Origin of the sequence: Chitinophaga sedimenti, assembly GCF_023156195.1 — a bacterium.
GTDB classification, from domain to species: domain Bacteria; phylum Bacteroidota; class Bacteroidia; order Chitinophagales; family Chitinophagaceae; genus Chitinophaga; species Chitinophaga sedimenti.
This window is the reverse complement of record NZ_JAKUKA010000001.1, coordinates 4939318-4954024: the sequence shown is the minus strand read 5'-3', so window position 1 is coordinate 4954024 and position 14707 is coordinate 4939318. Positions and strand designations below refer to the sequence as shown.

11 protein-coding genes and 2 pseudogenes are annotated in these 14707 nt (G+C 48.7%); 10 read left to right on the top strand and 3 right to left on the bottom strand.

The window, feature by feature from the left end; genetic code table 11:
- Positions 1–479 precede the first annotated feature (479 nt).
- The 5 genes and pseudogenes from MKQ70_RS39855 (at position 480) to MKQ70_RS28365 (ending at position 6034) form a co-directional block, all read left to right on the top strand.
- Positions 480–2018, top strand: a complete 1539-nt coding sequence (locus MKQ70_RS39855) for a SusC/RagA family TonB-linked outer membrane protein (protein WP_308199222.1) — start codon at positions 480–482, stop codon at positions 2016–2018.
- Between the two features lie 64 nt (positions 2019–2082).
- A pseudogene (locus MKQ70_RS39850) lies at positions 2083–3396 on the top strand (SusC/RagA family TonB-linked outer membrane protein); the annotation flags it as partial.
- Between the two features lie 11 nt (positions 3397–3407).
- Positions 3408–4006: pseudogene (locus MKQ70_RS28375) on the top strand (RagB/SusD family nutrient uptake outer membrane protein); the annotation flags it as partial.
- A 33-nt stretch (positions 4007–4039) separates the two neighbouring features.
- Positions 4040–5173: a RagB/SusD family nutrient uptake outer membrane protein gene (locus tag MKQ70_RS28370; RefSeq protein WP_372490156.1), complete on the top strand. Its 1134-nt coding sequence runs from the start codon at positions 4040–4042 to the stop codon at positions 5171–5173.
- A 426-nt stretch (positions 5174–5599) separates the two neighbouring features.
- On the top strand, positions 5600–6034 hold the full coding sequence (locus tag MKQ70_RS28365; RefSeq protein WP_248077030.1) for a p24 family protein: 435 nt from the start codon (positions 5600–5602) through the stop codon (positions 6032–6034).
- Between the two features lie 58 nt (positions 6035–6092).
- Here the strand turns inward: MKQ70_RS28365 and MKQ70_RS28360 are convergent, their stop codons facing one another.
- Positions 6093–7877, bottom strand: coding sequence for a serine hydrolase (locus tag MKQ70_RS28360; RefSeq protein WP_248081700.1), 1785 nt, complete (start codon positions 7875–7877; stop codon positions 6093–6095).
- Positions 7793–9076, bottom strand: a complete 1284-nt coding sequence (locus tag MKQ70_RS28355; RefSeq protein WP_248077026.1) for a glycoside hydrolase family 3 protein — start codon at positions 9074–9076, stop codon at positions 7793–7795. Before MKQ70_RS28355 ends, MKQ70_RS28360 begins: the two co-directional genes overlap by 85 nt.
- Positions 9077–9359: 283 nt before the next feature.
- On the opposite strand from MKQ70_RS28355, the gene MKQ70_RS28350 reads away from it, so the two are divergent.
- From MKQ70_RS28350 to MKQ70_RS28340, 3 genes are all read left to right on the top strand, one after another.
- Positions 9360–9869, top strand: coding sequence for an adenylate kinase (locus MKQ70_RS28350; RefSeq protein WP_248077014.1), 510 nt, complete (start codon positions 9360–9362; stop codon positions 9867–9869).
- 212 nt (positions 9870–10081) lie between these two features.
- On the top strand, positions 10082–11128 hold the full coding sequence (obgE, locus tag MKQ70_RS28345) for a GTPase ObgE (RefSeq protein WP_248076999.1): 1047 nt from the start codon (positions 10082–10084) through the stop codon (positions 11126–11128).
- Between the two features lie 98 nt (positions 11129–11226).
- Entirely contained in the window at positions 11227–11967 is a 741-nt protein-coding gene (locus MKQ70_RS28340; RefSeq protein WP_248076995.1) for a DUF72 domain-containing protein, read from the top strand.
- Here the strand turns inward: MKQ70_RS28340 and MKQ70_RS28335 are convergent.
- Entirely contained in the window at positions 11949–12299 is a 351-nt protein-coding gene (locus tag MKQ70_RS28335) for a DUF1508 domain-containing protein (RefSeq protein WP_248076982.1), read from the bottom strand. The two genes, MKQ70_RS28340 and MKQ70_RS28335, sit on opposite strands and share 19 nt — an antisense overlap.
- A 168-nt stretch (positions 12300–12467) precedes the next feature.
- Here MKQ70_RS28335 and MKQ70_RS28330 point away from each other — a divergent pair, with 168 nt between their 5' ends.
- Both MKQ70_RS28330 and MKQ70_RS28325 read left to right on the top strand, forming a co-directional pair.
- Positions 12468–14006, top strand: coding sequence for a glycoside hydrolase family 10-like protein (locus MKQ70_RS28330; RefSeq protein ID WP_248076979.1), 1539 nt, complete (start codon positions 12468–12470; stop codon positions 14004–14006).
- Between the two features lie 424 nt (positions 14007–14430).
- On the top strand, positions 14431–14700 hold the full coding sequence (locus MKQ70_RS28325) for a hypothetical protein (RefSeq protein WP_248076976.1): 270 nt from the start codon (positions 14431–14433) through the stop codon (positions 14698–14700).
- Positions 14701–14707 lie beyond the last annotated feature (7 nt).

The window sequence follows — 14707 nt, the reverse complement described above, 5'->3', positions numbered from 1 at the left end:
ATTTATCTACTTTGTTTACATATCGACGCTTATCACTACTAAAACGCCTTTAACATGCATATGATTCCACGTAAACTCCGACGACGTTAAACTGTTTCCATTTATTATCAAATTACGCCAAAAAATCTAGATCGTCAATGTGACCCGGAAGCTCGTTTAATCTTAAGACGCCATTCTAAACGCACACATAAAACCTAAACTGGTAACCATATCTGATCCACGTGCACTAGTACCCGTGACCCGTTTTCTATTCACTCGTTTTTAATCGACTAAATCGAAACTAAGAAGGTATATCAATTTATCACCCAAAACCCTGATCATGATTGCAATTCCACGCCTTTTCAGCGCCACGCTGCTGCTGGCCGCTGCATTTGTGACCCTGGCGCCGCCCCAAGTCCGCTCCCAGGGAACAGTTAATGCCTCCCGCGACATTTCCGTTAAAGGAAAGGTCCGCGACGCCAAAAACTCCTCGCTACCAGGTGTTACCGTCATCATTAGGCACCACAAAAGGCGCCACCACAGACGACAAAGGGAATTTTACCCTGAATGCCGTTAATCCGGACGCCACGCTCGTTGTGCAGTTCATCGGCTACGAGTCGCAGGAAATTCCCATTAAAGGGCAGAACTCGTTTAGCATTTTACTCAAGGAAAGCGAAAAACAGCTGGACGAATACGTAGTAGTAGCCTACGGAACACAAAAGAAGGTCACCAAAACAGGCGCGGTAGCTACGGTAAAAGGCTCCGAAATTAAACAGGCCCCAACCGTCAACGTTTCTAATGCGCTCGTTGGACGTGTGGCCGGTCTGGTAGCTATCAACTCCAGCGGTGAACCGGGTTACGATGGTTCTACCCTGCTCATCCGCGGTCGCTCCACGCTCGGCAACGCCAATCCGCTCACGGTGATCGATGGTATTCCCCGCGACGGCCTGCAGCGCATCAACCCAAATGATATTGAGAACATTTCGGTATTGAAAGATGCCTCTGCCGCTATCTACGGCTCACGCGCGGCTAATGGCGTTATCCTCATTACTACAAAAAGAGGTAAAACCAGTAAACCCATGTTGAGCTACAGCTTTAACCAGGGCTTTACCACGCTTACCCGTCTACCCGAAATGGCCGATGCAGCTACATATGCGCAGGTGCAAAACGAGATCAACGAAGCGGGTGGCTCGCCCATTACCAACACGCCCGAAGAAATTGAAAAATACCGCAACGGCTCCGATCCATGGGGATATCCTAACACGGATTGGCTGGATGCGGTCATCAAACCCCTGTCTTTGCAAAACCGCCACGACCTTTCGATTCGCGGGGGTAATGAGAAGATACTATATTTCGTCTCGATGGGAACACTGTACCAGGATGGCATCTACAAAACGAGCGCCACCAAGTACAAGCAGCACAACATCCGTGCTAATATAGATGCGAACATTAATCGCTACCTGACATTGCGGCTAGACCTCTCCGGCCGCCTGGAAGACCGCAATTTTCCGCCCCGCAGCGCCGGCTCCATTTTCCGCGCATTGTTGAGGGGGCGCCCCACAGAGGCCGCTATCTGGCCCAATGGATTGCCTGGCCCGGATATCGAATATGGCGACAACCCGGTTGTAACCAGCACGAACCAAATTGGCTACCAGCGTGATCGCAATTACGTCCTGAATAACAACCTGGGCCTGCTGTTCTACGTTCCCGGAGTAGAAGGCCTGTTCATCGACGGCAACTTTGCGCTGGACAACAACTTCAATTTCAATAAGAAATTCACCAAACCCTGGACATTGTATTCGTTCGCTGGCTACGATGCGAACAATCAGCCTATTCTGAACGGTTCGCAGCGAGGCGTCAGTGCACCGGAGCTGGAGGAATGGTATAACCAGGGACAAACGATCACCATAAACGGTAAGATCAATTACTCGAAAACATTCGGCAAACATTACTTAAGCACATTTGTTGCCGTAGAAAAAGCGAGAACAAAGGTGATGACCTGTACGCCATCCGCAAATACTTTATTTCGGACCAGGTAGACCAGATTTTTGCCGGCGCCGATCGCGAAAAGAATAATGGCGGCGGGGGTATGAATACGCACGCCTCAACTACTTCGGCCGCGTATCTTACAACTTCAGCGAAAAATACCTGTTCGACTTTAACTGGCGCTACGACGGCTCCCAGAACTTCCCGAGCGACAAGCGTTTCGGCTTTTTCCCCGGCGTATCGGCAGGCTGGGTGCTCAGTAACGAAGGCTTCTGGAAAAACAACATTGGCCCTAATGTGTCCGATTATATGAAGCTGCGTTTCTCGTGGGGACAACTGGGTAACGACCAGATCGATAACTTCCAGTACCTCACCACATATGGATTGAGCGGCACCGGCGTTATTTTCGGCGATGAGCTGAATAAAGCCATCTACCAAACCCGCACACCCAACCCGGATATTACCTGGGAAGTAGCCAACAAATACGACCTGGGGCTTGAAGCCAAATTCCTGAAAGGCCTGATCACTTTCGAAGGTGATATCTTCTACGAAAAACGCTCGAACATCCTGGCGAAAAGAAGAGCTTCTATTCCCGCTTACACCGGTCTTGTGCTGCCGGACGAAAATATCGGCAGTGTAGAAAATAAAGGATTCGACTTCCAGCTGGGACATAAACGTACCGTAGGAAAATTCACCTATGAAATTCTTGGTAACGTGTACCATGGTAACAACAAAATCCTGTTCTGGGACGAAGAACCGAATGTGCCCGCCTGGCAAAAGTCTACCGGCAGACAGATTGGCGCACCGCTTTACTACCAGGCCATCGGCATCTTCAAAGACCAGAAAGCGATCGATGATTATCCACATCTGGCCGATGCCCGCCCCGGAGACGTGATATTTAAAGATGTGAACAAAGACTCCATCATCAACGACCTCGACCGCGTACGCGACAACCAGACGGCAACACCCACCTGGATTTTTGGTCTTACGATGGCGGCCAGTTTCAAAGGATTTGACTTTACCATGTTGTGGCAGGGTGCCGCCGGCGCAAAACAATACCTGCGCACAGAATCCGGCCTGATAGGCAACTTCCCAATGGAATTTGTAAAAGACCGCTGGACCAAAGACAACATCAATGGTTCGTGGCCACGTCCATACGACCGCGACCGCGAATATTGGGTAAGCCGCGCAAATACCTTCTGGTATTGGGATACCGATTACTTCCGATTGAAAACGCTGGAGCTGGGTTACACACTTCCCGAAAAATGGCGGAAACGCGCCGGGCTGGACGATCTCCGTATTTACGTAAGTGGCCAGAACCTGCTTACCGCGGACAGAGTAAAAATCTTTGACCCGGAATTACCGTCGGGCAGCGGCCAATACTATCCACAAACCAAGATTTACAACATTGGCATTAACCTAACCCTCTAAAACTGCGCAACATGATTACCAATATAAAAAGACTTTTACCGGTTTTATTGTTGATGGGTGTATTCGCCTGCAACAAAGATTTCCTGGAAAAGAAACCGCTGAACGCATACAGCGACCTGGATGTATGGCGTGATCCTGCGCTGGTGCAGGCTTTTGTAAACGATTTGTACAACCAGATGCGGCATGGATATAACGAGGTGATGCTCAGCTCCATGTCTGACGAAAGTCGTTTCATTCACAACTACGGCACCACGCAAAGTGTTGGTGGGGCCATGTCGCCGGATGATATCGGAGCGTTCAACCTGTTTGGTGAATGGAGCAAGCATTACACCGGTATTCGCAATACCAATCTCTTCATGGAAAAAATTGCAGAAGTACCTTTTAAAGATGAAGCACAGCGGACACGCCTGCGTGGCGAGGTATTTTTATGCGCGCTTACTTCTATCACATCCTGGTGAAATATTGGGGCGGTGTGCCGCTGATTACTAAATCATTCGGGTTGAAAGATAAAGATATGTTGTTGCCGCGGGCCAGTTTTGAAGATTGCATCAAACAAATTGTTACCGACTGCGACAGCGCCGCGAATCTTTTACCCGAAACGCAAACCGGCGCCAATAAAGGACGCGCAACGAAGTACGCTGCCATGGCATTGAAGTCGCGCATGCTGTTGTATGCGGCGAGTGATTTGTTTAATCGCCCAGGTACAACCAACCCTTCATTCGGTTATGTTGGCGGCGACCGCGTTGCCCGTTGGACGGCAGCCCGTGATGCTGCGAAAGCAATCATCGATGCGAATAAATTCGATCTGTATAAACCTACGGCGAATCCCGTGGAGAACTACACGCGCATCTTTATGGATAAGGATAATATAGAAGCGATTTTCGTGAAGTATTTCCATAAAGAACTGCTGGGCACCGACCACGACAAATTCAATGGTCCCAACGGTTATCACAACTGGGGCGGCAATGTACCCATCGAAAACTTTGTGGAAGGATACCAGATGGCAGACGGCACCCCGTTCGATCGCAGTAATCCAACACATGCCGCTAAACCTTACGAAAACCGCGATCCGCGCTTTTATGCAACCATCTTGTACGACGGAGCTCCCTGGAAAAAACGGGCATCAGACGGCATCGATCTTGATCCAGTTGGCAAAATACAAACCGGGCGTTATGAAGTATGGAATGCTGCCCGTGGCGCCGTGGAAGTTCGTAATGGATTAGACACCCGTCAAAGTCCGCTGGAAAACTGGAACGGTACGTACACCGGTTATTACCTGCGTAAGTTTATGGACATTACGCTCGATGCGCAGTTCTTTAAAGGAGATAAGCCCTGGCAGTTTTTCCGTTATGCAGAAACGGTGTTGAACTATGCGGAGGCCTGCATCGCATTGGGCCAGGAAGATGAGGCGCGTACCTACATCAATAAAGTGCGCACCCGCGCCGGCATGCCTGCACTCCTTGCCACTGTTACCGGCCAGGCTTTGATTGATATGTATCGTTATGAACGCCGCTACGAGCTGGCATTCGAGGAGCATCGTTACTTCGATGCCCGCCGCTGGCTCATGGCTACCACGTGGTTTACCGGTCCTGCCAAAGCAATTGACGTATATGCAAAGCTGGGCGCCGATCACGTAACACAAACCTTCACCTACACCGTGATCGCCAACGACGTGCAGATGCGCACTTTCCTTGATAAACATTATCTGCTGCCGCTTCAATCAGATGAAATGCGGAGAGACACTTTACTAAAACAAAACCCCGGATATATCAACTAATCGTAGAAAAAGGGTGCGTATCATTTACGCACCCTTTTTGTTAATTTTTTGGGTGAGATAATATTGCTTCGTAAATTCATCTTCCAATAAAAAAACAAATAACAGCCACGTAAGAAGATTAATTAACAGCTTAAGACAAGGTTTGGACCCTAAAAAAAAACAGTTACGACAAAATGCGCCTTAGCAGCAGCATGGATTAATACCACACCTTGTTACGATTTAACCAATTGATTATTATGCTTTTTTAACCGGGGTTCGGCCCATATATCCCTGCATATATTTGCATCGCGGTAACATTCCGGCAACCAACTGCTCACATTTCCTTAATGTGGTGGTAATGTTCCGTTAATGCGGCTATCTGACCTTTGGGGCGCAAAAAGCAGCCTGCTTACAAACTCTAAAAGTTAACGTATTAAATACAAAACCATGAAATGCAATCTTATGTTTTCCCCCAAAAAACAATTGGTAACCGCCCTGCTCATCCTGGGTACTACCGCTCCAATGTTTGCCCAAAACCCGGTAATGGCTTACAACAATACGCCTGTTGAAAAAACCACCGGCAGCGCTAAAAAAGCCGTTCGGGTAAATGTAGCGTCTGAGGCAGAAAACCCGCTGCTGTTCCGCGTAACCATCAATAACACAACTGGTGAAAAAATCACCATGTTCATCAAAGATGGTAACAATAACATCCTGCACCGCGAAGTACTGGACGCTGATCCGCAGATCACCGGCCGCTACAACCTGCAGTCGCTCGAAGACGGTGCATACTACTTTGAGTTCCGCAACGGTCGTAACAAAATCGAAAAGATGGTGGACATTAAAACAGAAGTTTATTCCAACCGCAAAGTGGAAATAGAATAAAAAAAAAAGGAGATAGCCGCTAACGACTATCTCCTTTTTTATACCTCTTTTTCTTTTTCTATCTTGATGCCATCGCATCGTACAACACGTCCATTATATTCGCCCGTACATTGAGCGAAGATATTTTAGTATTGGCGCCACCATTCGGCGTTACGCGGTTGCTGAGGTATACAAATACCAGGTTGTATTTAGGATCTACCCAAACACAGGTGCCTGTAAACCCTGTATGCCCGAATACTTCCGGCGAAGCATACTTGCTGGGATACGGATCTTTGCGCGTGGCATTATCTTTTTCCGGTTTGTCAAAACCAAGTCCGCGGCGGCTGATGTCGCTATTATACGACGAAAACAATTTGATCGTTTCCGGTTTGATGTATTGCACACCATTAAACGATCCACCGCTTGCCAGCATCTGCATAAGGATACCGAGATCATATGCGTCGGAAAATAACCCGGCGTGACCGGCCACTCCGCCGAACATCGCCGCACCCGGATCGTGCACATCACCACGGATCCACTGGATGCGAAAATTTTGTTCGAACTCGGTAGGCACTATCTGCGTTAGCGGAAAACGTTCACGCGGTTGAAAACCGGTTGTGGTCATACCCAACTGATCGTAAAATGCTTCTTTCACATAATGATCGAGGCTTTTACCTGTGATCTGCTCCACTACTTTTCCTAAAAAGATGAAATCATTGTCGCTGTAAACGTAAGAACGCCCGCCCAGCCTGCTGGTGAGGATGCGTTTATACATGGTATCTACAAAACTCGGCTCCATGTATAAATGTTCCGCGACGCGCAACGTGTGCGTAGAATCCTGTTCTGGACGATATAATAACGTATCCGGGTAACCGTTCGGAGCAATTGTTTCTTTATAAAAAGGAATGTACGATACCAGTCCTGCCTGGTGTAACAGCACATCCCGGATACGCAGCTTTTCCTTATCTGTTCCGCGCGTCCATGGCAGGTATGCGCCCAATGTACTGTCGAGCGACAAGCGACCTTCATCGTACAAGCGCATTACGGAAATGGTGGTCGCGCAAATTTTTGTCACAGAGGCCAGATCGTAAATAGATTGAGGCGTGACGGCTTCGCGCTGGCTGTAATCATAATGACCGAAAGCCTTATTGTATACCAGTTTTCCGTCCTTCAGTGCTACAATAACGCAGCCTGGGGCCGCACCTTTAGCGATCATGTCGTTTGCAAGCGAATCGATGCGGAGCAGCGTGTGGCTGTTCATGCCTACGGTTTCGGGCGTTACTTCGTCAAGCACGGTTACGGGGCGTGCATATTCGGTGATGCCGTCACCAAAATGAAAGTTGGGACATACCGTTACAGGAAGTTTACCTTTCGGGATGAGGCGGCCGAACAGCACTTCCGCAGCGGCGCGTTGCGTGGTAGAATCATCTTCGTAGGCGGCAATGATCGTCGATGCATCACAGAAAAACTTAGCTGCATAAGGATTACCGAACAACACAGTTGCGGTAGGCATTTCCTGCTGCAGCTGGTTGATCATCTGTCGCTGGCTGCGGCTGATGCCGAAATTATTTGCCGGGCGACGACTGTAATTATGCAGGCTCACGATTACGGACGCGTATTCATTTTTCAGTCGTTGAACCAGCGGCGCAATTTGCGCCTCCGTCATACGAGATGAAAATATGTATGTGTCCACATCGGATTTCATTTCTTTTACCGCTGTAAGGAAGGTGTTGTTACCGTCTGCCCCAACGGCGAGCACGGCCACTTTGCTCCGGTTGTTCACGGTCGGCGCAAAAGGCACCAGTTTGTTATCATTGCGCAAAAGCGTGATGGCCGCTTCGGAAACACGTTTCCGTAAAGCCATTGTTTTTGCGTTAATATCTTCAGAAATATTGGTGGTGTTGATGGGCTGCCAGTTAGCCAGACCAAGATCGTATTTCGCGCGCAACACTTTTTCACGCGCTTATAAACTTCGTCTCTGCTGATTTGACCTTTCTTGATCGCGGCCGCAATGGCGTCGATGCTGCCTTTGGAGGTAGAGGGCAGTTCCATGAGGTGGTTGCCAGCCAGCAACGACTGCAGCGACTCCTGCCCTTTCGTGTAATACTTCGCAATACCCTGCATTTCAAGGGCATCGGTTACGATCAGCCCATCAAACCCTAAATCCTTTTGCAGCAACTTGGTTACCACATTCGGCGAAATAGAGCTTGGCGTGTTGGCGCGTTTGTCCAGCGCGGGTATGTTCAGGTGCGCCACCATCATCATACCAACGCCCGCCTCAATGGCACGTTTAAACGGATATATTTCCAGCGAATCCAGTTCCGCCAGCGATTTTTTAATCAGAGGAAGATCGAAATGCGAGTCGGTATCGGTATCGCCATGGCCGGGAAAGTGCTTGGCGCAGGCCATTACGCCGGCATCCTGCATACCTTTGATCATGGCAACGCCCATACGCGCTACCTGGTATTTATCTTCCCCAAAGGAGCGATCATTAATAACGGGGTTGTTTGGATTGTTGTTCACATCCACTACGGGTGCAAAGTTCACGTTTACCCCTACACGTTTACACTGCTCACCGATGGCCTGGCCAATTTCATAAATCAGACCGCTGTCCTGCACGGCGCCCAGCATCAGGTTGCGAGGGAACGAAATGGCGCTGTCCAGCCGCATCCCCAATCCCCACTCACCGTCAATAGCCACGAGCAGTGGTACTTTGCTGATGTTCTGGTAAGCATTCAGCAGGTTCGCCTGCCGCGCAGGGCCGCCCTGGAAAAATACGAGTCCGCCCACTTTGTTGGTGCGGATGTCGCGCATTACAGCGTTAATGTGATCCTGTCCAAAGTTAGAATGCGCGCGGATCATAATCAGCTGCGCAATGCGTTCTTCGTGTGTAAGTGAATTAAAGACGCTGTCTACCCAGCGGTCTGCCGCACTTTTTGATGTTTGGCGTTGGGTGGTTTCCTTTTTTTTCTTTTCTTTCTCAGAAACATGTACGTGGCCCGGGGATGCGTAATTAGACATTAGCAACCCGGTAAATCCCATTGCTAAAAATATCTTCCTCATTTCATAAACATACAACGTTTTGTGCAGGGAAACTTCTTAAATTACATAGAAGGGATTGAGCCAGAACACATTAAACCATATCGATATATAAATATTGCTCATTCCCATTTATCAACCTAAAGTTTTAATAACATTTAGCATTTCGCAGTTTTTGTTGAAAACTGTTTATTAATAACCGTACTTTTTTGGCATTATTTCATCAATTGTAATTTAAAGTATGATTCTTTTCAATTGTTTGTTATATTTGCAACTTACACGAGTACGCAACTTTATTAGTTAAAACATGGTCAATCTTATTTTATTTGGCCCTCCGGGAAGCGGAAAAGGCACACAGAGCGCGAATATCATTGAGAAGTACGGACTGATCCACCTGTCTACCGGCGACATGCTGCGTAGCGAACTTGGCGCCAAAACCCCATTAGGTTTGGAGGCGCAGAAGTTCATCGATCAGGGCCTGCTGGTTCCTGATGAGGTGGTGATTGGTATGATCAGCTCTAAGCTGGACGCGAACCCGGAAGCCCGCGGTTTTATTTTCGACGGTTTTCCCCGTACCACGGCCCAGGCCGAGGCTCTGGACAAACTGCTCCTGTTAAAGAAAACCGCCATCTCCATGGTACTTTCCCTGGAAGTTCCTGAAGATGAACTGGTGCGCCGCCTGTTGAACCGTGGTCTAACCTCTGGTCGTACAGACGATGCAAGCGAAGATGTAGTGAAAGCGCGTATTGTGGAATATCATAACAAAACGGCTCCTGTCGCGGACCACTACGCTAAATTCGGCAAGTTCAAAAAGTAAAAGGTGATGGCAGCGTAGATGAAACCTTCATCCTGCTTGCTAAAGAACTCGACGCACTGACAAGCGAAAAAGTTTAAACAAAACGTACCGCCGGTACATTATATAAACGCAAAGATCATTAAGGGATGCCGTTTGGCTAAACTTTACGATCTTTGCGTTTTGCTTTTTTAAAAATACAGCCGGCGCGGACAAGCCGTTCCGGCAACAACAACATGGAAAGAGGAAACTTTGTAGATTATATCAGGGTGTTTTGTAAGTCGGGCAAAGGTGGCGCCGGCTCCATGCACTTCATGCGAACCAAGTTTAACGCCCAGGCTGGTCCTGATGGCGGTGATGGCGGTCGCGGCGGACACATCATCCTGCGCGGCAACTCGCAGCTGTGGACTTTGCTGCACTTGCGCTGGCATAAAAACCTGGTAGCCGAAAACGGAGAAAACGGTAGCGGCGACAACTGTACCGGCCGTTATGGCGAGGACATTATTATAGAAGTGCCGCTCGGCACTATTGCCCGAGACGAAGAAACCGGCGAACTGGAAGCTGAAATCCTTGAAGATGGCCAGGAAATTATCTGGCTGCCTGGCGGACAGGGCGGTCGCGGCAACGCTTATTTCAAATCGCCAACCAACCAAACACCGGAGTATTCACAACCCGGTATGCCTGGTGTGGAAGGTTGGAAGCAGCTGGAACTGAAAGTGTTAGCGGATGTCGGACTGGTAGGTTTCCCCAACGCGGGCAAATCAACCCTGCTTTCAAGTATTTCCGCCGCGAAGCCGAAAATTGCGAATTACGCGTTCACCACCCTTACGCCCAACCTGGGCGTGGTGCCATACCGTGATGGCAAGTCCTTTATCATGGCCGATTTACCTGGTATCATTGAGGGCGCGCACGAAGGTCGTGGTTTGGGACATCGCTTCCTGCGCCATATTGAGCGTAACGCGGTGTTACTGTTCTTAATCCCGGCGGACAGTGCAGACCACCGGAAAGAATTTGATGTGCTGTTGAATGAGCTGGAACAATACAACCCCGAGCTGCTGGACAAACAGTTTTTGCTGGCCATCAGTAAAAGCGACATGCTGGACGATGAGCTGAAAGAGGCCATCTCCGCAGAACTGCCGGAAAATGTACCACATGTATTCATTTCTTCCGTAACCAATATGGGCTTAACAGAACTGAAAGATGTTTTGTGGACGGCACTTTCGGATGTGAAAGATGGCGTTGCGTGGGACGAGGAGGATGAAGAGGAGGAAGAAGAAATATAATATGGAAAGGCGTCCACTAACGGTCGCCTTTTTCTTTTTTGGGAATAGTTCGCTTCGCCGCCGTGGTACTAATATTGATGTTCTTCTTAAAAAGCATCATGCAAAAGGCGCACATTGGTACTTCCGGGTGGAGCTATAAACATTGGAAAGAAATTTATTACCCCGCCACGGTAAAGTCTGCCGATTGGCTTTCCTTTTTTGCCAAAGACTTTGACTGTATAGAAATTAACAATAGCTTTTACCGCCTGCCTAAGCCCGAAACCGTGCAGCAATGGGTTACCACCGTGCCAGATGGTTTTATATTCTGTCCAAAAATGAACCGCTTTCTTTCGCATATGAAAAAGCTGCACGATCCTGAGCAACCGCTCCAGCGATTCTTTGACGTGTTCGACCCGGTACGCAAACATCTTGGACCTATTCTGATACAATTGCCGGCCAATGCGACTTTTAACCCGGAAGTAACCGCGCATTTTTACGCCTTATTGCATAACACGTACCGGCAATACCAGTTTTCAATGGAAGTGCGGCACGAAAGCTGGTATACCGAGGAAAGTTTGTCGCTGATGCGCAAATACGACATCGGGCTCGTCATCGCGGATTCCGGCGGCCTTTTCCCATCTGACGAAGTGTTAACGGCGAAACATGTATATCTGCGGTTTCATGGTCCGGGCAAATTGTACGCCTCTGCCTACCATCCGAATACGTTGCGCGCCTACGCGAAAAAGTGCCGGCGGTGGCTGAACGGGGGACACCAGGTTTGGGCTTTTTTCAATAATGATATCAACGGCTATGCACTTAAAGATGCACAAATGCTCCGCCGTTACTTATCCGACGTTTGAATTTTCCTTTCAAAGACCAGGTTGGCGGTCATTACCGTTTCGATTATTTCGGTTAAAGCCCTTTCCATTTCCGTATCTGTTTTAAAAATTTCACTTACGGCGATGGACTTTCCTTTTTCAGATAGCAGCACAAAAAAGTGGCGATGCTGTTCCATGCCTTTACGGACGTACCGCTCGGGCAATACCGCCGCGGCTTTTATTTGTGTAATCCCTTGCAGACAGGCTGCCTTTGTATAAAATCCCGCAGCGTGCAACAGCTTTTCTCCGCTATCTGACCTTAGCGTAAACCAGTAATTATCAATTGGATTGGTAGCAATATAAAAGGTACTCATCACGTTTGCTTTACGCAGATAAATCTACGGCCTCCTATTATTTTGATTCTCGCAATTTGCGCTACAGGCAATCAAAACGCTGATTTTCATTTCAATTTGGGCCTGAAATTTGAATCCATTGCATGTTTAGTTATTTTCGCAATTTTTCAGGGATATAAAGACGGCTGAATGTTGAAGAAACTTTTAGCGGGGATCATGTTGTGCGGTGGCCTTGCTACGCAATGTTATGCACAGCTGCCCCCGAAGCGCGAAATGCGCGCGGTATGGATTGCCTCGGTTGGAAATATAGACTGGCCTTCGCGCAAGGGTTTACCCGCCGGCCAGCAAAAGCAGGAACTGATGAACATGCTGGACGACATCGTCCGCGATGGCATGAACGCCGTGTTCTTCCAGGTGCGGCCTGCTGCCGATGCCCTGTACGCTTCGTCCTACGAGCCCTGGTCCGAATACCTCAGCGGCAGCCAGGGGCGTCCGCCGGAACCATATTATGATCCGCTGCAGTTCGCGATCGAAGAATCACATAAACGGGGCCTCGAGCTCCACGCCTGGTTCAATCCCTACCGCGCGGTAATGAATACACGCAGTAACGTACTGGCCCCTAACCACATCAGCCGGCTGCGCCCACAGTGGTTCCTGCAATATGGCGATCAAAAACTCTTTGATCCGGGGCTGCCCGAAGTGCGCGACTATTTTACCCAAATCATCCGTGATGTGGTGAAACGCTACGACGTAGATGGCATCCACTTCGACGATTACTTCTACCCATATCGTATTGCCGGAAAAGAATTTCCGGACAATCCCTCCTATCGCATCTACGGCCGCAACATGAACAAGGATGACTGGCGCCGGTGGAACGTCGACACGTTAATGCACCAGGTAAGCATCGCTATCAAAGCCGAAAAGCCATGGGTAAAGTTCGGGATTAGTCCGTTCGGCGTTTGGCGAAACCGCGACCGCGATCCGGAAGGGTCGAACACGCGCGGTGGTATGACCAACTACGATGATCTCTACGCAGATATTCTTAAATGGAGCCGCAGCGGCTGGATCGATTACGCCACGCCGCAGCTGTATTGGGAGTTCGGTCACCGTCTGGTTGGCTATGAAGTACTGGTAAACTGGTGGTCGCAGCATGCATATGGCCGACATATGTACCCGGGCCTCGCTGTTTACAAAATAGGTGAAAGCGGCGCCTGGCGTAATCCCCGGGAAATGCTGAACCAGATCAATGCGAACCGGTCGCTTCCCACCGTGCAGGGCAGCGTGTTTTTCCGCGCCCGCTCGTTCGATAGTAATCCGTTAGGCATCCGCGATAGTTTACGCAACCATCTTTATAAATACCCGGCGCTGATCCCCACCATGCCGTGGCTGGACAATACGCCACCGATGCCGCCGTATTTTATCGATGCGTTCGAAAAGTCCAGTGGCCTGGAACTGCATTGGGCGGATGACGACACCACGGGTCAGACTACCCGCTACGTTATTTACCGCTTCGGTGAAAAAGAGGTTGTTAACCTGAACGACCCCACGAAAATTGCGGCGATCGTTCCACAAATGCCTGATCCCATGTGGGTGGATCCTAAATATGTACCGGGCACACATTTCGTTTATTTTGTTACCGCGTTGGACAGGCTGCAGAACGAAAGCCTCGCGAGCGATGCGCTCAGAATGCAAACCGTCAACGGACGTACAAAATTCCTTTTCGAATAATTACATCTATATAATATTATACAAGGCCCGGCAGCAAACCGGGCCTTCTTATATACAATCGTTTCTATAAATTAGAAATAATGCCAATATAAATGGTTGATTAGAAGCCGCTCGTGTTAACATTCTACTAGAAAAGGATAAGATGCAATACTCCGCTCCGGCCACGCTAAAAATTTCTTATCTTTAAATATCCCCGAATTAACTCATTTTGTCTGCGCCAACTATATCCATTTTAAATAAAGCATGGCCCATTTTTGATAATTTCTAAATTTTAGCGGTTAAACAAATGTTTATATAAAAATACCGCATTCTATTAGTATCTTTAAACCGTTCCCGTAACAATGCAGTATAAAGTTCCAAAAAGGCGCCTTTCAGTCTCATGGGAAAAGTGTACTTGAATTAATGTTGAATAAAATCTAAGCCAATGCGTGAAGGAAGCAAGTTGCAAGGTTTGTACCGTCCGGAATTTGAATCCGATGCCTGTGGTATCGGTTTCGCAGCCCATATTAAAGGCCGTAAGTCTCACCAGATCATCCGCGATGCACTCACAATGCTCGAGAACATGGAACACCGTGGCGCCTGCGGTTGTGAAGTAAATACCGGCGACGGTGCAGGTATTCTTATCCAGATGCCGCACGAATTTTTCTATGATGAATGTTTAAAGCTCGGCATCAAACTGCCCGGGCTTTGGTAAATATGGC